Annotated in this window: 20 protein-coding genes and 2 pseudogenes; 16 read left to right on the top strand and 6 right to left on the bottom strand. The window is 73.6% G+C overall.

Translation table 11 applies throughout. The features are described 5' to 3' along the window. Positions 1–4: 4 nt before the first annotated feature. Together resB and ccsB are read left to right on the top strand one after the other, a co-directional pair. Positions 5–1,783 (top strand): cytochrome c biogenesis protein ResB, encoded by a 1,779-nt coding sequence (gene resB, locus VSR01_RS23260; protein WP_326451098.1) that lies wholly within the window; start codon positions 5–7, stop codon positions 1,781–1,783. A 2-nt stretch (positions 1,784–1,785) separates the two neighbouring features. Continuing rightward, complete coding sequence (gene ccsB / locus VSR01_RS23265; protein ID WP_326453771.1) at positions 1,786–2,877, top strand: c-type cytochrome biogenesis protein CcsB; 1,092 nt, start codon at positions 1,786–1,788, stop codon at positions 2,875–2,877. Between the two features lie 35 nt (positions 2,878–2,912). On the opposite strand, the gene VSR01_RS23270 is transcribed toward ccsB, so the two are convergent. Then, positions 2,913–3,320: a PLD nuclease N-terminal domain-containing protein gene (locus VSR01_RS23270; RefSeq protein WP_326451099.1), complete on the bottom strand. Its 408-nt coding sequence runs from the start codon at positions 3,318–3,320 to the stop codon at positions 2,913–2,915. A 95-nt stretch (positions 3,321–3,415) separates the two neighbouring features. Here VSR01_RS23270 and VSR01_RS23275 point away from each other — a divergent pair, with 95 nt between their 5' ends. Together VSR01_RS23275 and mqnP are read left to right on the top strand one after the other, a co-directional pair. Continuing rightward, entirely contained in the window at positions 3,416–4,873 is a 1,458-nt protein-coding gene (locus tag VSR01_RS23275) for a menaquinone biosynthesis decarboxylase (protein ID WP_326451100.1), read from the top strand. Positions 4,874–4,887: 14 nt separating this feature from the next. Beyond that, positions 4,888–5,805, top strand: a complete 918-nt coding sequence (gene mqnP, locus VSR01_RS23280) for a menaquinone biosynthesis prenyltransferase MqnP (RefSeq protein WP_326453772.1) — start codon at positions 4,888–4,890, stop codon at positions 5,803–5,805. Between the two features lie 42 nt (positions 5,806–5,847). On the opposite strand, the gene VSR01_RS23285 is transcribed toward mqnP, so the two are convergent. Next, the gene (locus VSR01_RS23285; RefSeq protein WP_326451101.1) at positions 5,848–6,945 is read right to left on the bottom strand and encodes a hypothetical protein; all 1,098 of its coding nucleotides are present in this window, start codon (positions 6,943–6,945) and stop codon (positions 5,848–5,850) included. Between the two features lie 249 nt (positions 6,946–7,194). After that, complete coding sequence (locus VSR01_RS23290; RefSeq protein ID WP_442785520.1) at positions 7,195–7,833, bottom strand: rhomboid family intramembrane serine protease; 639 nt, start codon at positions 7,831–7,833, stop codon at positions 7,195–7,197. 194 nt (positions 7,834–8,027) lie between these two features. On the opposite strand from VSR01_RS23290, the gene VSR01_RS23295 reads away from it, so the two are divergent. The 6 genes from VSR01_RS23295 to VSR01_RS23320 all read left to right on the top strand — a co-directional run bounded on the left by VSR01_RS23295 (position 8,028) and on the right by VSR01_RS23320 (position 12,457). Next, the gene (locus tag VSR01_RS23295) at positions 8,028–8,834 is read left to right on the top strand and encodes a UbiX family flavin prenyltransferase (protein ID WP_326453774.1); all 807 of its coding nucleotides are present in this window, start codon (positions 8,028–8,030) and stop codon (positions 8,832–8,834) included. Positions 8,835–8,916: 82 nt separating this feature from the next. Further along, entirely contained in the window at positions 8,917–9,372 is a 456-nt protein-coding gene (locus VSR01_RS23300; RefSeq protein ID WP_326451102.1) for an Lrp/AsnC family transcriptional regulator, read from the top strand. Between the two features lie 143 nt (positions 9,373–9,515). Further along, entirely contained in the window at positions 9,516–10,679 is a 1,164-nt protein-coding gene (gene mqnE, locus VSR01_RS23305; protein ID WP_326451103.1) for an aminofutalosine synthase MqnE, read from the top strand. Positions 10,680–10,781: 102 nt separating this feature from the next. Next, positions 10,782–11,303 (top strand): GNAT family N-acetyltransferase, encoded by a 522-nt coding sequence (locus VSR01_RS23310; protein WP_326451104.1) that lies wholly within the window; start codon positions 10,782–10,784, stop codon positions 11,301–11,303. Positions 11,304–11,370: 67 nt separating this feature from the next. Beyond that, positions 11,371–11,727: a DUF4229 domain-containing protein gene (locus VSR01_RS23315; RefSeq protein ID WP_326451105.1), complete on the top strand. Its 357-nt coding sequence runs from the start codon at positions 11,371–11,373 to the stop codon at positions 11,725–11,727. 121 nt (positions 11,728–11,848) lie between these two features. Further along, positions 11,849–12,457, top strand: a complete 609-nt coding sequence (locus VSR01_RS23320) for a TetR/AcrR family transcriptional regulator (protein ID WP_326453775.1) — start codon at positions 11,849–11,851, stop codon at positions 12,455–12,457. A 29-nt stretch (positions 12,458–12,486) separates the two neighbouring features. On the opposite strand, the gene VSR01_RS23325 is transcribed toward VSR01_RS23320, so the two are convergent. Beyond that, a complete protein-coding gene (locus VSR01_RS23325; RefSeq protein ID WP_326451106.1) occupies positions 12,487–13,425 on the bottom strand; it encodes a MaoC family dehydratase in 939 nt (312 codons plus the stop codon). A 1-nt stretch (position 13,426) separates the two neighbouring features. Beyond that, the gene (locus VSR01_RS23330; RefSeq protein ID WP_326451107.1) at positions 13,427–14,890 is read right to left on the bottom strand and encodes a 3-oxoacyl-ACP reductase; all 1,464 of its coding nucleotides are present in this window, start codon (positions 14,888–14,890) and stop codon (positions 13,427–13,429) included. Between the two features lie 121 nt (positions 14,891–15,011). On the opposite strand from VSR01_RS23330, the gene VSR01_RS23335 reads away from it, so the two are divergent. Together VSR01_RS23335 and VSR01_RS23340 are read left to right on the top strand one after the other, a co-directional pair. Next, positions 15,012–16,301 carry an acetyl-CoA C-acetyltransferase gene (locus VSR01_RS23335; protein WP_326451108.1) on the top strand — a complete coding sequence of 430 codons (1,290 nt, stop codon included), beginning with the start codon at positions 15,012–15,014 and terminating at the stop codon, positions 16,299–16,301. A 379-nt stretch (positions 16,302–16,680) separates the two neighbouring features. After that, positions 16,681–18,600: an AMP-dependent synthetase/ligase gene (locus tag VSR01_RS23340; RefSeq protein WP_326451109.1), complete on the top strand. Its 1,920-nt coding sequence runs from the start codon at positions 16,681–16,683 to the stop codon at positions 18,598–18,600. A 161-nt stretch (positions 18,601–18,761) separates the two neighbouring features. On the opposite strand, the gene VSR01_RS23345 is transcribed toward VSR01_RS23340, so the two are convergent. After that, positions 18,762–18,965, bottom strand: a complete 204-nt coding sequence (locus tag VSR01_RS23345) for a cold-shock protein (protein WP_103887033.1) — start codon at positions 18,963–18,965, stop codon at positions 18,762–18,764. Positions 18,966–19,277: 312 nt separating this feature from the next. Here VSR01_RS23345 and VSR01_RS23350 point away from each other — a divergent pair, with 312 nt between their 5' ends. The 4 genes and pseudogenes from VSR01_RS23350 (at position 19,278) to VSR01_RS23360 (ending at position 21,889) form a co-directional block, all read left to right on the top strand. Further along, positions 19,278–20,162, top strand: a complete 885-nt coding sequence (locus VSR01_RS23350; RefSeq protein WP_326451110.1) for a menaquinone biosynthetic enzyme MqnA/MqnD family protein — start codon at positions 19,278–19,280, stop codon at positions 20,160–20,162. A 370-nt stretch (positions 20,163–20,532) separates the two neighbouring features. Next, positions 20,533–20,961 (top strand): annotated as a pseudogene (locus VSR01_RS23355) (RHS repeat domain-containing protein); the annotation flags it as partial. 14 nt (positions 20,962–20,975) lie between these two features. Then, positions 20,976–21,137: pseudogene (locus VSR01_RS37895) on the top strand (SUKH-3 domain-containing protein); the annotation flags it as partial. 71 nt (positions 21,138–21,208) lie between these two features. Then, positions 21,209–21,889 (top strand): SUKH-3 domain-containing protein, encoded by a 681-nt coding sequence (locus VSR01_RS23360; protein ID WP_326451111.1) that lies wholly within the window; start codon positions 21,209–21,211, stop codon positions 21,887–21,889. Positions 21,890–21,936: the final 47 nt, after the last annotated feature.

Consider the following 21,936-nt stretch of genomic DNA (forward strand, 5'->3'; position numbering starts at 1 on the left):
ACCCATGAGCATCACCCAGAAGGACACCGCGCGCGACGAGGCGCCGGACCCGCGCGAGGACCGCGACGAGGAACTCGGCGCGGCCGGCGCCCAGCTGAGCACCGCGCCGACCGACACCCTGAACCAGGCGCCGGGCCTCGGCGTGCTCGGCTGGCTGCGCTGGACGTGGCGGCAGCTGACCTCCATGCGGATCGCGCTGGTGCTGCTGTTCCTGCTGTCGCTCGCCGCGATCCCCGGCTCGCTGATCCCGCAGCACTCCGACCAGCTCAAGGTCGACGCGTTCCGCAAGAAGCACCCGGACATCAGCCCGCTGTACGACCGGCTGGGGATGTTCCACGTCTACAGCTCGCCGTGGTTCTCCGCGATCTACATCCTGCTGTTCGTCTCGCTGGCCGGCTGCATCGTCCCGCGCAGCTGGCAGTTCGTCGGCCAGCTGCGCTCCCGGCCGCCGGGCGCGCCGCGCAACCTGGCCCGGCTGCCCGCGTACAGCACCTGGCGCACCGACGCGAGCCCCGAGCAGGTCGCCGAGGCCGCCCGCGCGGCGCTGGGCCGCCGCCGCTTCCGCACCGCCTCCTCCGGCACCTCGGTGGCCGGCGAGAAGGGCTACCTGCGCGAGGCCGGCAACCTGCTCTTCCACATCGCGCTGTTCGGCCTGCTGGTCTCCTTCGCGATCACCTCGCTGTACGGCGCCCAGGGCGGCCGGCTGGTGGTCGAGGGCGACAGCTTCGTCAACAGCCTCGCCGAGTACGACGACTTCAGCGGCGGCACCCTCTACGGCGCCGACGACCTGAAGCCGTTCGGCTTCCACCTGGACAGCTTCGACCAGAAGTACTCCACGTCCGGGCCCGACCGCGGCACCGCGCTGCTGTTCCGCGCCAACATCCACTACTGGAACGGCGCGGAGGGCAAGGAGACCAAGAGCGAGATCTCGGTCAACCACCCGCTGAGCATCGGCGGCGAGAAGGTCTATCTGATCTCGCACGGCTACGCGCCGGTGGTCACCGTGCGCGACGCCAAGGGCGACATCGCCTTCCAGGGCCCGGTGCCGTTCCTGCCGCAGGACGCCAACCTCACCTCCTCCGGCGTCATCAAGGTCCCCGACGCGCTCGGCAAGGACGGCAAGCCCAACCAGCTCGCCTTCAACGGCTACTTCACCCCGACCGGCAGCCCCCAGCTCGGCCCGATGTCGGTGTTCCCCACGCTGGACCAGCCGATCCTGTGGCTGAACGCCTTCCACGGCGACCTCGGCATCGACTCCGGCATCGCGCAGAACGTCTACCAGCTCGACACCAAGCACATGAAGCAGTACAAGCTGGACACCAAGACCGGCGTCAACGGCGTCGCGCTCTCGCCCGGCGACAAGCTCACCCTGCCGGCCGGCGACGGCACCCTCACCTTCGACGGCATCAAGACCTGGGCCAGCTTCACCGTCTCCCACCAGTCGGGCAACACCGGCGCCCTGGTCAGCGGCGCCGCCGCGATCCTCGGCCTGATGGGCTCGCTGTTCATCCAGCGCCGCCGGATCTGGGTCCGCGCCACGCCCGCCGAGGGCGGCGGCAGCCTGGTGGAGCTCGGCGGCCTCGGCCGCAGCGAGTCCGCGCGGATCGCCGACGAACTCGGCGACGTCGCCGTCGACCTGCTCCCCGCCGCCCCCGTCGCACCCGACGAACCCGCCGCCCCCGTCGCACCCGACGAACCCGCGGAACCCGCCGCGTCCGCCGCCGCGGAACCCGAAGCCCCCGCCGAACCCGCCGCATCCGATGACGAAGGAGCCCGCGCGTGAACGTGAACCTCGCTGCCGCGGTCAACGAGAACTTCGCGAACTACAGCAACTACATGATCCGCTCGGCGATGTTCGTGTACGCGCTCGCCTTCCTCGCGCACCTGGCCGAGTGGGTCTTCGGCGGCCGCAGCAAGGTCGCCGTGCAGTCCGCCGCGCTCGTCGCGCCGGACGCCCGGGCCGCCGCCGCGAGCCAGGCGCCGGCCGTCCAGGTCCGCCGGGGCGGCAGCACCGCCACCCTGGAGCGCCCCAAGGTCGTCACCCGCGCCTCGGCCAGCGACCGCGGCATCGCCGACGGCCCCGGCGCCGCCGGCGGCAGCGAGCGCGGCGACCTCTACGGCCGGATCGCGGTGTCCTTCACCGTGGTGGCCTGGCTGCTCCACCTGACCGGCGTGGTCTTCCGCGCCGCCTCCGTGCAGCGCGCCCCCTGGGGCAACATGTACGAGTTCTCCACCACCTTCGGCATGGTGGCGGTCGGCGCGTACCTGGTGCTGCTGGCGCTGAAGAAGAACGTCCGCTGGATCGGCCTGTTCCTGACCACCACCGTGCTGCTGGACCTGGGCCTGGCGCTGTCGGTGCTCTACACCTCCAGCGACCAGCTGGTGCCCGCGCTGCACTCGTACTGGCTGTGGATCCACGTCTCCTGCGCGATCATCTCCGGCGCGGTGTTCTACCTGGCCGCCGTCGGCACCCTGCTGTACCTGTTCCGCGACCACTACGAGGCCGCGCTGACCGCCGGCCGCGCGCAGAACGGCCGCTGGGGCGACGTGATGCGGCGGCTGCCGGCCGCGGCCACCCTGGACAAGTTCGCGTACCGGATGAACGCGCTGGTCTTCCCGCTGTGGACGTTCACGATCATCGCCGGGGCGATCTGGGCGCAGGCCGCGTGGGGCCACTACTGGGAGTGGGACCCCAAGGAGACCTGGTCGTTCATCACCTGGGTCGCCTACGCCGGCTACCTGCACGCCCGCGCGACGGCCGGCTGGAAGGGCCGCAAGGCCGCCTACCTGGCGCTGATCGCCTTCGCGTGCTTCCTGTTCAACTACTACGGCGTCAACATCTTCGTCACCGGCAAGCACTCCTACGCCGGCGTCTGACCCCGCTCCCGCCCCCCGGGGGACTGGCCGCGCGGTCAGTCCCCGTCGCCGAGGTCGCCCCGGTCTCCCCGGTTGCGCCGGTTCAACTCGCCCAGCGAGCGCAGGAACTCCGGGTTGTCGTCCGGGGCGACCCAGCCCCGGGGCGGCGGCTGCCAGGCCGCGGTCCGGCCCCCGGGGCGCTCGGCGCGCCCGTTGCCGGCGCCCTCGTCCTCGGCCGGCCCGCGCACCGCGCGGACCGTCACCGGGGGCGCCGCGACGTACCGGTGGCGGCCGGCGATCAGCCAGGCCAGCGGGCCGACGACGATCCAGCCGAAGAACACGATGATCATCAGCCAGGCCAGCTTGGGCAGGAAGCGCACCTGCCGCTCGGGCGTGCCTATGCAGTCGGCGAAGGCGTAGATCCACAGCGCGAGGATCACCAGGTACGGCGCGTACCGCAGCATGGTTCGGCATTCCCCCCGGGAAAGGACGGCGGGGTTCTGCCGCCCCGCGACGACCCCCAAGCGTAGAGCCTGGGCCGGATGGAAGACTGGGCAGCATGGCTTACGACGATCTCCGCTCGTTCCTCCGGGCGCTGGAGAAGGACGGCGACCTGCGGCGGGTCACCGCCGAGGTGGACCCCTACCTGGAGGTCGGCGAGATCACCGACCGGGTCAACAAGGCCGGCGGGCCCGCGCTGCTCTTCGAGAACGTGCGCGGCTCGATCGCGCCGCTGGCGATGAACGTCTACGGCACCGACCGCCGGCTGCTCAAGGCGCTCGGCCTGTCCTCGTACGCCGACATCGGCGACCGCATCGCCGGGCTGCTCAAGCCCGAACTGCCGCACGGCTTCGTCGGGGTGCGCGAGGCGTTCGGCAAGCTCGCCGGGATGGTGCACGTGCCGCCGAAGAAGGTGAAGCCGGGCGACGCGCCGGTCCAGGAGGTCGTGCTCACCGGCGACGACGTGGACCTGGAGGCGCTGCCCGCGCTGTTCACCTGGCCCGGCGACGGCGGCTCCTTCTTCAACCTGGGCCTGACCCACACCAAGGACCCGGCCACCGGAGTGCGCAACCTCGGCCTGTACCGGCTGCAGCGGCACGACCGGCGCACCATCGGCATGCACTGGCAGATCCACAAGGACAGCCGCGAGCACTACCGCGCGGCGCTGGCCCGCGGCGAACGGCTGCCGGTCGCGGTCGCCTTCGGCTGCCCGCCCGCGGTCACCTACGCCTCCACCGCGCCGCTGCCCGCCGACATCGACGAGTACCTGTTCGCCGGCTACGTGCAGGGCAAGCGGGTGGAGACGGTCGACTGCAAGACCGTGCCGCTCCAGGTGCCCGCCCACGCCGAGGTGGTGCTGGAGGGCTGGCTGGAGCCCGGCAGGACGCTGCCGGAGGGGCCGTTCGGCGACCACACCGGCTTCTACACCCCGCAGGAGCCGTTCCCCGCGCTCACCGTCAGCTGCGTCACCATGCGCAGGCGGCCGCTGTTCCAGTCGATCGTCGTCGGCCGCCCGCCCACCGAGGACGGGCCGCTGGGCCGCGCCACCGAGCGGTTCTTCCTGCCGCTGCTGAAGATCATCGTGCCGGACATCGTGGACTACCACCTGCCCGAGGCCGGCGGCTTCCACAACTGCGCGATCGTCTCGATCGACAAGAAGTACCCCAAGCACGCGCAGAAGGTGATGCACGCGATCTGGGGCGCGCACATGATGTCGCTGACCAAGCTGATCGTGGTGGTCGACGCCGACTGCGACGTCCACGACCTGCACGAGGTCGCCTGGCGGGCGCTGGGCAACACCGACTACGCGCGCGACCTCACCGTGGTCGAGGGCCCGGTGGACCACCTCGACCACGCGTCGTACCAGCAGTTCTGGGGCGGCAAGGCGGGCATCGACGCGACACGTAAGCTTCCCGAGGAGGGCTACACGCGTGACGGCGGCTGGCCCGAGATGGTGCTCTCCGACCCGGAGACCGCCGAACGGGTGACGAAGCGCTGGAGGGAGTACGGGCTGTGAGCAGCGACGTCATCCTGGGCGGAGGCAGTGCGAAGGCCAAGCCGCCGCGCGCGAGCGGAGGCGACCCGACCCGCGCGTTCCTGCGCATGGTGATGATCGAGCACTCGGTCTTCGCGCTGCCTTTCGCGTACATCGCCGCGCTGACCGCGATGTTCCGCGACAGCTCCGAGGTGCACTGGGGCGACCTGCTGCTGGTCACCGTCGCGATGGTGGGCCTGCGCACGTTCGCCATGGCCTGCAACCGGATCATCGACCGGGAGATCGACGCGCGCAACCCCCGCACGGCCGGCCGCGAACTGGTCACCGGCGCGCTGTCGGTGCGCACGGCGTGGGCCGGGGCGCTGGTCGCCGTGGTGGTCTTCCTGGGGGCCGCGGCGCTGCTCAACCCGCTGTGCCTGGCGCTCGCGCCGATCGCCGTGGTGCCGATGGTGGTCTACCCGTACGGCAAGCGGTTCACGAACTTCCCGCACGCGATCCTGGGCCTGGCGCAGGCGATGGGCCCGGTCGGCGCGTGGCTGGCGGTGACCGGCTCCTGGTCGTGGGACGCGGTGATCCTGGGGCTCGCGGTCGGCATCTGGATCGGCGGCTTCGACCTGATCTTCGCCTGCCAGGACGTGGCCGCGGACCGCGCGCACGGCGTGAAGTCGGTGCCGGCCCGGTTCGGCATCCCGGCCGCGCTGATCGGCGCGCGGGTCTGCCACGCGGTCACCGCGGCGCTGCTGGTCTGGTACGGCCTGGCCACGCACGCCGGCGGGTTCTGGTGGACGGGTCTGGTGATCGTGGGCGGCGCGTTCGTCTACGAGCACTCGATCGTGCGGCCGCACGACCTGAGCCGGCTGAACCGGGCCTTCTTCACGGTCAACGGCGTGATCGGCATCACGCTCTTCGTCTTCGCGCTGTTCGACCTGATCGCCCGCGGCCTCGGCTGGTAGCGCCGGGGCCGCGGGCGGTCGGAGGGACCGGACCCCGAGGGATCAGACGGAGTCGGAGTCGTCCTTGCCCAGGCCGGACATCACCAGGCCGACGATGTCCTGCGGGTTGACGACCTGCGCTCCGGGCGGCGCGCTGATGGCCTTGGCGCTGCCGTCGAACGTCAGGGTCAGCGGGAGCTTGCCGGTCGCCTGGTCGTCGAGCTGTTCGACGTCGAAGGTGATCGACTTGAGCTTGCCGTCCTTGACGCCGACGTCCGCCGAGATCGTCTTGTTCGGCACGTCCTGAAGGCCGCTGAGCGCTGTGGAGTCGTAGCCGGGGATGTCCTTGAGGACCGGGGTGAGGCCGTCGTCGATCGCCTTGGCGAGCTGCTTGGCCGGCGCGGTCACCTGGACGTGGTCGGCGCCGTCGTGGTTGCCGAGGTCCTTGTAGGTGACGTTGGTGGTGAACGCCTGGCGCAGCGCGTCGACGATCTTGGCGCGGGTGGCGGCGTCGATCTTCGGCACGCCGGGCAGGCCGCCGGCCAGCGGGTCGCTGCCGGAGTCGTCGCCGGAGGAGCCGCCCATCGACTTGGCGAAGTCCGCGAACGCCTTGGGGTCGAGGCTGATCCACTGGCCCTTGAGCGCGGCCTTCACCGAGTTGAGCGAGGACGGCAGCTGGTCGGCCTGGTCCAGGAACTGGTTGAGCTGCTGGATGTCCGTGGAGTTCTGGTTGGGCGCCAGCTTCTCCAGGCCCTTGACGTCGGCGTGCAGGAACAGCTTCTGGTCGACCACGCGGATCTCGGCGAGGCTGGTGTCGCCGGACTCGTCGGTGGACAGCGCCAGCGTGAACGCGCCGCCCTGCGCGGTGTGCGCCTTGCCCAGCAGCTTGAAGGACTTGGGGGTGGTCACCCCGAGCGACAGGTGCAGCGAGGCCAGCAGCTTCGCGTCGTCGCGGGTGAAGTCGTCCTCGTCCTTCATCGACGCGTAGATCTGGTCCGCGGAGCCGTCGAAGGCAAGGCCCAGGGTCACGGTGTTCTGGCCGCCGAAGGAGGAGAAGGCCTTGTCGACCTTGCCCTGCGGTGTCGTGTGGTCCGTCCCGCAGGCGGCGGACCCGGCGGTTATGAGGGCCACCACTCCGGCGGCGGCGAGGCCCTTGCGCATGCTGTTGATGACGAACTCCTTGTGGCGTTAAGCATCAGCGACCCCGGAACGGGCCGTCTGACGGATGGACGGGTAGAGCGTAGCTGTGGGCGTCCTGTGGACTCACGTGGGTATTCGACGATTTCAGGGCGCCGTTGGTTGCCCGGATCCGGCAGCGGAATGGCGGAAGGACGCCGGACGGATCGGGCGCGGATCGTACCGGGAGCGCCGGGGAGGGCGCCGGAGGGAACGATTCCGCGCGGGCGGGGGTCAGTTGCCGGCCGGGACCGCCGCGCCGCGCTCGCGGAAGACGAAGGCCGCGACCACCCCGCCGACCAGGCCGAAGAGGTGGCCCTGCCAGGACACGCCCTGCGCGGTGGGCAGCGCGCCCCACAGGATCGACCCGTAGAGCAGGCCGACGCACAGCCCGACCACCACGTCCAGCGCCCGGTGGTCCACGAACCCGCGGACCAGGAGGTACGAGAACAGGCCGAAGATCAGCCCGGACGCGCCGGCGGTGTTGGTGTGCGCGGGCGCGACCAGCCAGACGCCCAGGCCGCCGACGACGATGATGGCGAAGGCGACCGCGAGGAAGCGGGCTATGCCGCGCAGCGCGGCGATGAAGCCGAGCACCAGCAGCGGCAGGCTGTTGGCGGCGACGTGCGCGAAGCCGAAGTGGGTGAACGCGGACGGGACGATGTCGATCAGCTCGCCGGTCTTGCGCGGCTCGATGCCGAGGCCGTCCATGCGGTGCCCGGAGATGGTGTCGACCGCCTCCAGCACCCACAGCAGACCGACCCAGCCGGCCATCAGCGCCGCGGCCGCGGCGACCCGGCCGCCCGCCCTCAGCGGCGCCAGCGCCACGGACCTCGGTCCCGCGCGGTGCGCCGTCTGTTGTCCGTATGCCATCAGTCCCCCTGCCCCCGGCCCGACCGGCCAACGCCCCCATTGTCTCTTACGTTCGGCGGACGCCCGCGGTTCCCGGCCGCGGCTCCGCCCCCCGCGGCCCGCGCCGCTGCCCGGCCGCCGCGCTGCCCGGCCGGGACGCACCGCTTAGGGTGAGGGGGTCGTGGGGGTCCTGGAGGAGAGACGTCGTGACGCAGGTGCCGGGCCGCAGGCCGTGGGTGGTGGGGGTGTCGGGCGCGTCGGGGACGCCGTACGCCGCCGCGGTGCTGCGCGCGCTGCTCGCCGCGGGGGAGGCCGTCGACCTGGTGGTGAGCCGGGCGGCGCGGCTGACGCTGCTGGACGAGACCGGCCGGGCGTTCCGGGACGCGCACTGGCGTGAGGATCTGGCGGCGTGGCTGGCGCGCGGCGCGGACGGCAAGCCGGACGCGTTCGGCCCGCACGGCGGCGCGCACGGCACCGCGTTCGGCCCGCACGGCCCGCACGGCTCGGGTGGGTCCGCCGCTCCCGGCGCCTTGGCGGGCCTGGACGACCTCGGCCGCTTCGACCTCGCCGACGTGCGGTACTGGCCGGCCGGCGACCTGGCCGCCGGACCGTCCTCCGGGTCGTACCCGGCCAAGGGCATGCTGATCGTGCCGGCCTCGACCGCGTGCGTGGCGGGCGTGGCGCTGGGCCTGTCCAAGGACCTGCTGCAGCGCGCGGCCGGCGTCACGCTGAAGGAGCGCAGGCCGCTGGTCGTCGCGGTGCGCGAGACCCCGCTGGAGGGGCAGACGCTGCGCCACCTGGTCGCGCTCGACGACGCCGGCGCGGTGGTGCTGCCCGCCTCGCCCGCCTTCTACGCCGGCGCGACGCACATCCAGGACCTGGTGGACTTCGTGGCCGGCCGGGTGCTGGACGCGGCAGGCGTGCCGCACACCCTCTACCGCCGCTGGTCCGGGGAGCTGGGCGTGGCCCGCGCGCCGGGGCCGGCCGGGGAACCCGGCGCCTTCAGCCCTCCGCAAGAATAGATGTGCAGGGCACGAACCCGTTGATGCCTTAGATTCGAGTCCGGACAGTGCGGTCGCGGATCGAACGGGAGGGTCCCATCTGATGGACGCGGTGGACAGGCAGCTCATCCAGGCGTTGCGGGAGAACGGCCGGGCCTCGTACGCGGAGCTGGGACGGCTGGTCGGCCTGTCGGGGCCGAGCGTCACCGACCGCATCAACCGGCTGGAACAGGCCGGTGTGATCACCGGCTATCGCGCCACCGTCGCCCCCGCCGCGCTGGGTCTGGGCGTCACCGCACTGGTCGGCCTCCAGCTCTCCGACGCCGCCGACCACGAGGAGGTCGCCCGCCGGCTGCGGGACGTGGAGGAGATCGAGGACTGCTGGTTCATCGCCGGCGACGACTCGTACATGCTCAAGGTCAGGGTCGGCGACGTCGACGGCCTGGAGCACACCATCCGCCGGCTGTCCGGCACCAAGGGCGTGGCCCGCACCCGTACCACCATCGTGCTCTCCACCAAGTGGGAGAACCGGGTCGGGGAGCTGCCGGAGGAGGCGTGAGGCGTCCCGGCCGCGGGCGCGCCGCCGGCCCGTGCCGGGCCCCGCGCCGGGCCCCGCGCCGGGCCCCGCGCCGGGCCCCGCGCCGGGCCGGGAAGCGGGGGAGTAGGGTCGATCGGGTCGATTCGCTGATCAGGAGGCGTGCCATGGACGCGGGGCTCAAGCGAGAGCTGGAGGAGAAGGTCTACGCCGGCGAGCGGCTGACCCGGGAGGACGGCGTCGCCCTCTACGAGTCCGACGACCTGGCCTGGCTCGGCGGCCTCGCCCACCACGTGCGCACGAAGAAGAACGGCGACGTGGTGCACTTCAACGTCAACCGCCACCTGAACATGACCAACGTGTGCACCGCGTCGTGCGCGTACTGCTCCTTCCAGCGCAAGCCGGGGGAGAAGGACGCGTACACCATGCGCATCGAGGAGGCGGTGCGGCTGGCGAAGGCGATGGAGGGCGAGAACCTCACCGAGCTGCACATCGTCAACGGCCTGCACCCGACGCTGCCCTGGCGCTACTACCCGCGGTCGCTCAAGGCGCTGAAGGAGGCGCTGCCGCAGGTGTCGCTGAAGGCGTTTACCGCCACCGAGATCCACCACTTCGAGACGATCTCCGGCATGTCCGCCTCCGACATCCTGGACGAGCTGATCGACGCCGGCCTGGAGTCGCTGACCGGCGGCGGCGCGGAGATCTTCGACTGGGAGGTGCGGCAGCACATCGTGGACCACCGCACCCACTGGGAGGACTGGTCCCGCATCCACCGGCTGGCGCACTCCAAGGGCCTCAAGACGCCCTGCACGATGCTCTACGGGCACATCGAGGAGCCGCGGCACCGCGTCGACCACGTGCTGCGGCTGCGCGAACTGCAGGACGAGACCGGCGGCTTCCAGGTCTTCATCCCGCTGCGCTACCAGCACGACTTCGTGGACATGAAGGACGGCAAGGTCCGCAACACCCTCCAGGCGCGGACCACCATGGCCACCGGCGCGGAGGCGCTGAAGACCTTCGCGGTCTCCCGGCTGCTGTTCGACAACGTGCCGCACGTGAAGGTGTTCTGGGTGATGCACGGCCTGTCCACCGCGCAGCTCGCGCTCAACCACGGCGCGGACGACATGGACGGCTCGGTGGTCGAGTACAAGATCACCCACGACGCGGACGACTACGGCACGCCCAACAAGCTGACCCGCGACGACATCCTCGACCTGATCCGCGACGCCGGCTTCCGCCCGGTGGAGCGCAACACCCGCTACGAGATCATCCGCGAGTACCCCGGCCCGGACGCCGGCCGGCGCGAGTCGCCGCAGCCCATGCGGGTGTGAACGGGCGGCGGCGTCCCACGCGCTGCCGGCGCGCGAGCGGTGTGACGGGAGCGACAGCTCCGGCGCCTCGGCTGCCGCGTCCGTAATGGCTACCGTAGTCGTATGACACTTACGTGCCAGCTGGACCCGGTGCTCGACGCCGAACTGCGCGACGGCATCCTCGCGCTGTGGACCGACGTCTCCAACGCGGGCGGCGCGGTGGGCTTCGTGCCGCCGGTCACCGCCGAGGACATCCGGCCCGACCTGGAGCGCTCGCTCGCGGCGGTCGAGGCCGGGGAGCGCAGGCTGCTGGTCGGCCGCGACGAGGACGGCGCGGTCGCCGCGACGGCCTTCCTGACGTACAACAGCCACCGGCTGATGTCCCACTGGCTGTGGCTGTACACCGTCATGGTCCACCCCGCGCACCAGGGCAAGGGCTACGGCCGCACCCTGATGGCCGCGGTGGAGCAGGCCGCCCGCGGCTTCCACGGCATCCAGGCGATCCGGCTCACCTGCCGCGGCGGCACCGGCGTCGACCGCTTCTACGCCGGCTGCGGCTACAAGGAGGTCGGCCGCATCCCCGGCGCGATCCGTGTCGCGCCCGGCGACGACCGCGACGACATCGTGATGCTGCTGACGCTCTGACCGGGGCGCGGAGCCGCGGGGGCGGGGCGGCGTCGGGGGCCGGGAAGCCGCGTGCTTCACTGGACGTATGCTCCGATACACCGCACTGCGCTTCGGCCTCATCGTCGCCAGCTTCGGGGTCATCTGGGGGCTCGTCCGGCTGCGGATCCTGCCGGCCGGGCTCGGTGACTCCAACTACCTGTGGGTGGGCCTGCTCGCCCTCGTCGTCTCCGCGCCGCTGAGCTGGGTGCTGCTGCGTGACGTCCGCGAGCAGGCCGCCGTCCAGGTCTCCCAGCGCGTCGAGCGCACCCGGCAGAGCTTCGCCGCCGCGGCCGGCGAGGAGGACGAGGCGGACGACGCCGCGCGCGCGACCACCGGCGCCCGCGCCGCCGCGGACACCGGCGCGGGCGACGCCCGCCCGGCCGGAGAGCCGCACACCGCCTGAGCCTTCTCTCATAGGCTTGCTCCTGGGGATCGGCGTGGGGCGAGGGGAGAGGGTGGGACCTGTGGGAGTCGAGGAGAAGGTCCGGGGGAAACGGGTGCCGCGGGCCGTCCGCGAGCAGCAGATGCTCGACGCGGCGGTGGCGGCGTTCGCCAGGCGCGGCTACCGCGCCGCCTCCATGGACGAGATCGCCGTCGCGGCCGGCGTCAGCAAGCCGCTGGTCTACCTCTACCTGAACTCCAAGGACGACCTGTTCACCGCGTGCATCCGGCGCGAGGCCGAGGCGCTCAAGGCGGCGGTGCGCGCGTCGGTCGAGGTCGGCGCGCCGGCCGACCGGCAGTTGTGGAGCGGGCTGCTGGGCTTCTTCGAGTACACCGCGGCCCACCCCGACGGCTGGACGATCCTGTACAGCCAGGCGCGTACGGTCGGCGAGCCGTTCGCGGACGAGGTGGCCGCGATGCGGGCGGAGATCGTGGAGTTCGTGCGCGGGCTGATCGCGGCGGCGGCGCGGGACGCGGAGTGCGACGAGGAGCTGGCCGAGCGGGAGGTGGCGGCGCTCGCCCACGCGCTGGTCGGCGCCGCGGAGTCGCTGGCCGGCCGGCCCGGCCCCGCGACGGGCCGCGAGAACGCGGCGACGCTGATGAACTTCGCGTGGTCCGGCCTGGCCAACCTCATGTCCGGCCACACCTGGACCCCCTCCGGTTTCCGCCCGACGCCGCGCGCCGGCCGCTGAGCCACCCGGCCGCCCCCACGCCGGGCGTCTCAGCGGTCGAACGTGCCGGTCACATGGACGTCGTGCGCCGAGCGGACCTCGAAGCGGGCGCCCCGCGCGGCGTAGGAGACCTCCGCGGGGAGCGGGATGGGGCGGCGGAAGGACGCGGCCAGGTGCGTCACGTCAGGCCCGGCGGCGGCGACGCAGCGGGCCACCGTCCACATGCCGTGCACGATCGCCCGGGGGAAGCCCAGCGGTCGCGCCGTCCACGGGTAGAGGTGGATCGGGTTCCAGTCGCCGGTCACCCGGGCGTGCCGGCGCCCGAGGTCCGCGCCCAGCCGCCACCGCGCGACCTCCGGCAGCGGCCCCGCTGGCCCCGCAGGCCCCGCCGGCTCGGGCGGCTCGGGCGGCCCGGCAGCGTCGGCGCGCGCGGCCGCCGCCTCGTCCACCCGGTGCCGCGCCAGATACGTGCTGCGGTCGCACCAGACCGTTTGCCCGCCGAGCCGCGCCTGCGTCACCATCACGACCTCCGTCCCGCGCCGGTGCGCGCGCAACCCCTCCGCGTACACCACCAGGTCCGGCCGGTCGCCCGCGGTCAGCGGCCGGGACGCCTGGATGTCGATCGAGGTGTGCACCAGCCCCATCAGCGGCAGCGGGAACGCCCGGGCCGCCATGATCCGCGCGGCCAGCGGAAAGCCCAGCACATGGGGGTAGGTCAGCGGCAGCACGGCTCCCGCGCCGGCCTCGGCGCCAAGCCCCGCGCCGTCTCCGCCAAGCTCCCCGCCGGCCCCGCCGGCCTCCGCGTCGGCCCTCGCGTCCGCCCGCGGGTCCGGCGCGAAACCGCAGACGCGGGCGTACGCGGCCAGCCGCGCCGGGTCGACGCGCACCGCGGTCCGGGTGAGCACGGTCGGCGGCAGCTCGGCCGCGGGGGAGGGGCGCTTGCCCAGGCCCGCCACCGCTCCACGTACCAGCGTGAGCGCGAGCGCCATCTCACGCCCCCAGCAGGGACTGGCCGCAGACCCGGACCACCTGGCCGGTCACCCCTCCCGAGCCGGGCGCGGCGAGCCACGCGACGGTCTCCGCGACGTCCACCGGCAGGCCGCCCTGGCCGAGGGAGTTCATCCGGCGGCCGGCCTCCCGGATGAACAGCGGGACGGCCGCGGTCATCTGCGTCTCGATGAAGCCGGGCGCGACCGCGTTGACGGTGATGCCCCGCGCCCGCAGCTGCGGGTCGGCGGCCAGTGCGCGGACGAAGCCGATGATCCCGGCCTTGGACGCGGCGTAGTTGGTCTGTCCGGCGTTGCCCGCGATGCCGCTGATCGACGCGGTCGCGACGATCCGCGCGTGGTCGCCGAGGGTGCCGGCCTTCAGCAGGTGGCCGGTGGTGCGCAGCACGCTGTCGAGGTTGACGTCCAGGACCGCGTCCCAGCGGTCGGCGTCCATGTTGGCGAGCTTGCGGTCGCGGGTGATGCCGGCGTTGTGCACCAGGACGTCGAGCCGCCCGGCCGCGCCCCCTCCGCCGGCCGCGCCCCCTTCCGCGCCCCCTTCCGCGCTCCCTGCCGCGCCCCCTTCCGCGGCCGGGTCCGCGGCGGTCCGGTCCACGTCGGTCCGGTCCGCGGCGGCCGGCCCGGACGCGAGCGCCTCGACGGCCGCCGCGATCCGCTCGCCCGCGTCGGCCGCGGTGATGTCCAGCGGCAGCGCGGTGCCGCCGAGCCGCGCGGCCACCTCGGCCAGCGACTCGGCCGCCTGCGGCACGTCCAGGCACAGCACGTGCAGTCCGTCCCTGGCCAGCGTCGTGGCCACCGATTCGCCGATGCCGCGCGCCGCGCCGGTGACCAGGGCGACGCGCTGTCCCGGCCGGGCGGGCCCGGGCAGCGCGGACCCCACCTCGATGACCTGCCCGCTGACGTACGCCGACTTCGGCGACAGCAGGAAGTCCAGCGCCGGTTCGGGGTCCGCGCCGGGCGCCAGGCGCAGCAGCTGCACGGTCCTGCCCTGGCCGATCTCCTTGCCGAGCGAGCGGACGAAGCCCTCCAGCGCCTGCTGGGCGGCGGCCTGGCGCGGGTCCGCCGGGTCGGGCCGGCGGCCCAGCACCACCACCCGGCCGCAGGGAGACAGGGAGCTGACCAGCGGGTGCAGGCTGGTGTGCACCGCGCGCAGCCCGGCCGGGTCGGCGATCGCCGTCGCGTCCAGCACGACCCCGGCGTACGGCCTGCCGCCAACGCCGCCCGCCGCGCCGCCCGCCGCGCCGCCCGCCGCGCCGTCCCGCGCCCCACCGGCCGCACCGCCCGCCGGCTGCGCGGTCTCGCCCGCGGTCAGCCGCAGGAACGCGCCGTCGAACGCCGGACGCGCGGCCGACCACCGTCGCAGCGGGGTGGGCCGGGGCAGCCCGAGGCTCCGGGTGAGGAAGCGGCCCGGGGCCGTGCCGGTGAAGCGAAGGTAGCGATCGGCCATTGGCCTTCTCCTTACTCTGGAGTAAGTTTACCGGCGGTAAGGCTACTGGTGAGTCGCCGCTCCGGCCAAGAGACCGCCCTTCAGGCCCCCTCGGACCGCCCGACCACTTACGGAGGAGCGCATGCAGTCCGCCCAGACCGTTCGACGGGTCGCCGTGATCGCCGGCAACCGGATCCCCTTCGCCCGCTCCGACGGGCCCTACGCCACCGCGTCCAACCAGGAGATGCTCACCGCCGCGCTGGACGGCCTCGCGGTGCGCGCCGGGCTCTCCGGCGAGCGGCTCGGCGAGTTCGCGGCCGGCGCGGTGCTCAAGCACGCCCGCGACTTCAACCTCGCCCGCGAGACCGTGCTCGGCTCGGTGCTCGCGCACGACACCCCCGCGTACGACGTCCAGCAGGCGTGCGGCACCGGCCTGCAGGCGGTGTTCGCGGTCGCCGCCAAGATCGCGCTCGGCGTGATCGACGCGGGGATCGCCGGCGGCGCCGACACCGCGAGCGACGCGCCGCTGGGCGTCAACGACGAACTGCGCCGCACCCTGCTGGCCGCGCGCCGGGCCCGCGGATTGGGCGGCCGGGTGCGCGCGCTGGCCGGTGTGCGGCCCCGGCACCTGGTCCCGGACATCCCGCGCAACGCCGAGCCGCGCACCGGCCTGTCGATGGGCGAGCACGCGGCGCTCACCGCCGAGCGGTGGGGCATCACCCGCGCGGCCCAGGACGATCTGGCCGCGGCCAGCCACCAGCGCCTCGCCGCGGCGTACGAGCGCGGCTTCCTCGACGAGCTGGTCACCCCCTTCCGCGGCCTGGAGCGCGACCAGAACCTGCGGCCGGACTCCACGCCCGAGCGGCTGGCCCGCCTCAAACCCGTGTACGGGGGCCCCGGCGGCACGATGACCGCGGGCAACTCCACGCCGCTCACCGACGGCGCGGCGGTCGTGCTGCTGGCGAGCGAGGAGTGGGCGGCGGCGCGCGGGCTCGAACCGCTGGCGTACCTCACCGCGTACGAGACGGCGGCGGTGGACTTCGTCGACGGCGACGAGGGGCTGCTGATGGCCCCCGCGTACGCCGTGCCGCGGATGCTCGCGCGCGCCGGGCTCGACCTCGGCGACTTCGACTTCTACGAGGTGCACGAGGCGTTCGCGTCGCAGGTGCTGGCGACGCTGGCCGCGTGGGAGGACAAGGAGTTCTGCGAACGGCGGCTCGGGCTGGACGCCCCGCTGGGGCCGGTGGACCGGTCGCGGCTCAACGTCGTGGGGTCGTCGCTGGCCACGGGGCATCCGTTCGCCGCGACGGGCGCGCGGATCGTGGCGACGCTCGCGCGGCTGCTGGCCGAGCGGGACGCTCCCGGCCGCGGGCTCATCTCCATCTGCGCGGCCGGCGGCCAGGGCGTCACCGCGATCCTCGAACGCGCGTGACGCTCGCGCTGTGCGCTGCCCCCCTTCCCCCGGCCGCGCCGGCCCGCGCTTCGGCTCGCGCTGGGCGTCGCGCTCTTCCCGGGCTGCGCCCGTCCCTGCTTCGGCTCGGCGCTGGGCCTGTTTTTCAGGGGCGCGGGGAACTGCTCCCCCAGACTCCGTCCGGGGGTGCCCCCAGCAGCCCACCACCGGGCCGGTGGTCCGGAGCGATCCGATCTGCCCCTTCGGGGCGGTGGCGACCTTCCGCGCCGCGAGGGCTGGTCGCGCAGTTCCCCGCGCCCCTGGGGGGGCAAGGCCCGGCGTCGGCCCGACGCACAAACCCCTGCCCCTGCCGGCGCAGCGCCCAGCGCATTGCCGGACCAACCCTCGACCGGAGGTCGACATGCTGATACGCCACGTACGTCCGCCGGCGCAGCCCGTCGCGGGGGCGCCCGAGACCAGGCGCACCGCCGACCGGGTCGTGGAAGCCGCGGTGCCCGCGCTGGTGGAGCCGCCGCGCCGCGGCAGCCTGGGCGACATCCCGTACACGAACGCCGCGGAGGCCCCGGGGGACCCCGTGCTGGCCCGCAAGGACGACCACGGCGTCTGGCGCGACGTCAGCGCGCGCGCCTTCGCCGAGGAGGTCACCGCGCTCGCGAAGGGCCTGATCGCCGCCGGCCTGAAACCGGGCGACCGGCTCGCGATCATGGCGCGGACCACCTACGCCTGGACGCTGCTGGACTTCGCCGGCTGGGCGGCCGGCCTGATCACCGTACCGATCTACCCGACCAGCTCCGCCTCGCAGACCGCCTGGATCCTCGCCGACTCCGGCGCCGCCGCCTGCGCCGTGGAGAACGTCGAGCAGTCCCGCCTGGTCAGCGGGGTGCGCCGGGAGCTGCCCGGGCTGCGCGAGCTGTGGCAGATCGACGAGGGCGCGCTCGGCCGGCTCAGCGCGCAGGGCCGCGACCTGCCCGACGCGCTGGTCACCGCGCGGCGGCAGGCGCTGGGCCCGGACTCGGTGGCGACGCTGATCTACACCTCGGGCACCACCGGCCGCCCCAAGGGCTGCGTGCTGACCCACGGCAACTTCTTCGCCGAGGTGGACAACGCCGTCGAGCTGCTGCACCCGGTCTTCAAGACGGTGAGCACCGAGCCCGCCTCGACGCTGCTGTTCCTGCCGCTGTCGCACGTCTTCGGCCGGATGGTCGCGGTGGGCTGCCTGCGCGCCCGGGTGCGGCTCGGCCACGCGCCGAGCATCGCCACCGAGGACCTGCTCGCCGACCTGGCCGGTTTCCGCCCGACCTTCCTGCTGGCGATCCCGTACGTGCTGGAGAAGGTCTACAACACCGGCCGGGCCACCGCGGAGAAGATGGGCCGCGCGGCCTCCTTCGACCGGGCCGCCGCCGTCGCCCGGCGCTACGGCGAGGCGCTGGTGGACCGGCAGACCGGTGCGGGCCCCGGCCCCTCGCTCGGGCTGCGGCTGGCCCACGGGCTGTACGACCCGCTGGTCTACCGCCGGATCAGGGCCGCGCTCGGCGGCAAGGTGCGGTACGCGATCTGCGGCGGCTCCCCGCTGGGCAAGCGGCTCGCGGCCTTCTACGCGGGCGCCGGCGTCATGGTCTTCGAGGGCTACGGCCTGACCGAGACCACCGCCGCCGCCACGGTGACGCCGCCGCTGCGGCCCCGGCTCGGCACCGTCGGCTGGCCGCTGCCCGGCACGGCGGTGCGGATCGCCGAGGACGGCGAGGTGCTGCTGCGCGGCGGCCAGGTCTTCGCCGGCTACTGGGGCGACACCGCGGCGACCCCCGGCGGCCGGGCGGCGGCCGGGGACGGGCGCTGGTTCCCCACCGGGGACATCGGGGAGCTGGACGAGGCCGGCTATCTGACCATCACCGGGCGCAAGAAGGAGATCATCATCACCAGCGGCGGCAAGAACGTGTCGCCCGCGCCGCTGGAGGACCGGCTGCGGGCGCACCCGCTGGTCGCGCAGTGCATGGTGGTGGGCGACGACCGGCCGTTCGTCGCCGCGCTGATCACCCTGGACGCCGACGGCGTGGAGCACTGGCAGCGGATGCGGCACAAGGAGGGGCTGCGCCCGGCCGAGCTGGCCCGGGACCCCGAGCTGCTCGCGGAGCTGCAGAAGGCCGTGGACGGCGCGAACGCGAGCGTCTCGCAGGCCGAGTCGATCCGGAAGTTCCGGGTGCTCGCGGTGGACTTCACCGAGGACGGCGGCCACCTCACGCCGTCCATGAAGCTGAAGCGGTCGGCGGTCGCGCGGGACTTCGCCGCGGAGATCGACGAGCTGTACGCGCGCCGGAGCTGAGGGTGAGCGCGGGGGCGGGGGCGGTGCGGGGCCCCGCGAGGCAGGCGCCCCTACGCGAGGGAGGTGCCCCCACGCAAGGCAGGGGCCCCGCACGCGGTGCGGGGCCCCTTGGTACTACAGGTTCTGGGCGCGACAGCGCCGACCTTCCGGACTAGCGGGAACTAGTTCGGGGTGACGTTCTCCGCCTGGGGGCCCTTCGGGCCCTGCGTGACGTCGAAGGTCACCGGCTGGTTCTCCTCCAGGGAGCGGAAGCCGGTCGCGTTGATCGCGGAGTAGTGAACGAAGACATCCGGGCCGCCGCCGTCCTGGGCGATGAAGCCGAAGCCCTTTTCAGCGTTGAACCACTTGACGGTTCCGGTAGCCATAAAGCCCTCCTTGGGCCCAAAGGGTCGCCCTGCTCCAGAACCTGCATGTGCAATGTCTGAAAACTACAAAAGCCTGCGGGTCACATGCTCCGCAGGCTTTGTACTGCAAGGAAACCAAACTGCAACTTGCCGCTGAGCCTAGCACGGGGGTCCCGACCGGGGAAGGCTTGCAAGATCCCGGTTCGCCGGCACGCCGCCGGCCCGCGTCCCGCGGGTGTCCGGACGGCGTCCGGCACGCCGCCGGCAGGTGTCCGGCGCGCCGCCGCGGACCCCGCGGCCGGTGGCGGAGGGGGCAGGAGTAGCGTCCGCGATATGGACACATCTGCGCGTGACGACACAGAAGGCACAGGCGGCGGCACGAACGGCATGGTCCGCCCCCGGGTGGGCCACATCCAGTTCCTCAACTGCGTCCCGCTCTACTGGGGCCTGGCCAGGACCGGCACGCTGCTGGACGTGGAGCTGACCAAGGACACCCCGGAGAAGCTCAGCGCCCAGCTGGTGGAGGGCTCGCTCGACATCGGCCCGGTCACCCTCATGGAGTACCTCAAGCACGCCGACCAGCTCGTCGCGCTGCCCGACATCGCGGTGGGCTGCGACGGCCCGGTGATGTCCTGCGTGATCGTCTCGCAGCTGCCGCTGGAGCAGCTCGACGGCCAGCGGGTCGCCCTCGGCTCCACCAGCCGTACCTCGGTGCGGCTGGCCGAGCTGATGCTCACCGAGCGCTACGGCGTCGCGCCCGACTACTACACCTGCCCGCCCGACCTGTCGCTGATGATGCAGGAGGCGCCGGCCGCCGTGCTGATCGGCGACGCGGCGCTGCGCGCGAACCTGCACGACGGGCCGCGGCTGGGCCTGGACGTCCACGACCTCGGCACGATGTGGAAGGAGTGGACCGGGCTGCCCTTCGTCTTCGCGATCTGGGCGGTGCGCCGCGACTACCTCGCCGCGCATCCCGACGCCGTGCACGAGGTGCACCGCGCCTTCCTGGCCTCCCGGGACCTGTCCCTGGAGGAGGTCGAGAAGGTCGCCGAGCAGTCCGCGCGCTGGGAGTCCTTCGACGCGGAGGTGCTGCGCCGCTACTTCACCACCCTCGACTTCTCCCTCGGCGCCGAACAGCTCACCGGCATCGCCGAGTTCGCCCGCCGCGTCGGCTTCCCGCCCTCCGCCGCCGTCGAACTCCTCCCACCCCGCGCCTGACCGCGCGCGCCTGGCCGCGCGCCTGGCCGCCCGTGCCTGGCCCCGGCCGCCCGCCCCCGGCTGCCGGGAACCGTCCGCGCGCCCGTGTCCGTCCTGTCCCCTGTAGGTAAAGGCTGGGCCAAGTAGCATGTGCGGCCGGGCGGTTGGCGGCCGGGAGTCACGGGGGAGGCGGCGGTCATGGGGCGGCCGACGGACTGGCATGTGCTGGATCTGGACCGTGATCCGGTGCCGGGTGATCCGTACGAGGTGAAGGAGCTCGCGCGGAAGCTGGGGGCGTTCGCCGATGACGTGGCCACCGCGCTGCGGTCGGTACGCGGCCTGGGCGGGGACACCGTCATCCAGTCCTGGGCCGGACTGTCCGGCGACGCCTACCGCGGTGCACGCGGCGACCTGGACGGAGCGGTACGCCTACGACGCGGCGGGCGCCCTCACCGAGCGGCACTCAGAGCCGGCCCCGGCCGCGGACCAGGACGACGCCCGGCGGGCGCACGGCCCGGCGCAGGTGCACTACGAGCACGACGCCCAGGGACGGGTGGTCGTCCGCCGTCGCAAGCGGTTGTCCAGGAAGCCGGACGTCTGGCGGTACACCTGGGACAGCGAGGACCGACTGGTCGCCGTGGTCACGCCGGACGGCGCCCGGTGGCAGTACCGGTACGACCCCTACGGCCGCAGGATCGCCAAGGAGCGGCTCGCGCCGGACGGCTCGGGCGTCGTCGAGCAAACGATGTTCGCCTGGGACGGGTTCGTCCTCGCCGAGCAGACCACACGCGCGGCCGACGGGTCGGCGCACTGCCCGTGGACCGCTGGGAGGCGGTGCTGCGGTCGCGCGGCCTCCCGCTCCACGAGGCCGCCCGGCGGTTCCTGGGCGAGTTCGGCGGGCTGGGCACGGACGACTGGACGCCGGGGCCGGCCACGCCGCAGACGCTGTTCCGCTTCGACCCCGTCGCGGCGAGCGCCGATCAGGAGCGGTGGGCGCGGTTCTGCGCCGCCGCCGGCCTGGAGCTGTCGCCCCTCGGCGTCGCGGACGCGGGGCCGGCCTGCTGGGCATGGCGGCGGACGGTGCGGTCTACCGGGGCGGCGAGCGCGGCGGCGAGCGCGGCGGTGAGCGGGCCGAACGGCTCGCCGGCACCGGTCACGAGGCCGTGGAGAGGCTGGTCGCCGGACCGCGTGCCGCAGCCGCGCCGGACCCGGCACGCGATGCGGGCGCGTCGGACCTGGCCGGCGACGGGAGTGTGTCGGACGTGGTCCGCGACGGCGGCGCGTCGCCTGCTCCGGCCGGTTCGCCCGACCCGGCCGGCGCCCGCTGGTCCGCCGAGACGGACCGCGTGCTGCGGCAGGCAGGCTGGCGGCCCGGCCGCCAGGTGCCCGCCGACGCGTGGGAGCGGGCGCTGCACGACGCGGACGAGGGCTTCGTCATGCACGACGCGGCCCGGCGGTTCCTCGCCGAGTTCGGCGGGCTCACCGTGGAGGTGAAGGGGCCGGGCCGTACGATGTCGCGCTCGCCGTTCCGCCTCGACCCGCTGGTCGCGCAGTGGGATTCCGAGATCATCGACGTCCAGAGCGAGGAGACGGGCGTCCCGCTCTTTCCGCTCGGCGACACCGACCGTGGCAACGCGTACCTGACCATGGCGCCCGACGGCGCGGTCTACATGGGCATGGACTACCCGAGGAAGCTCGCCGACACCGGGGACCGGGCGCTGGCCAAGCTCGTCGAAGGCATCGCATAGTCGAAGGCGCCGCACAGTCGGAGGCATCGCACCAAGGGAGCAGGGGA

The organism is Actinacidiphila sp. DG2A-62, from assembly GCF_035825295.1.
Taxonomy (GTDB): Bacteria; Actinomycetota; Actinomycetes; order Streptomycetales; family Streptomycetaceae; genus Actinacidiphila.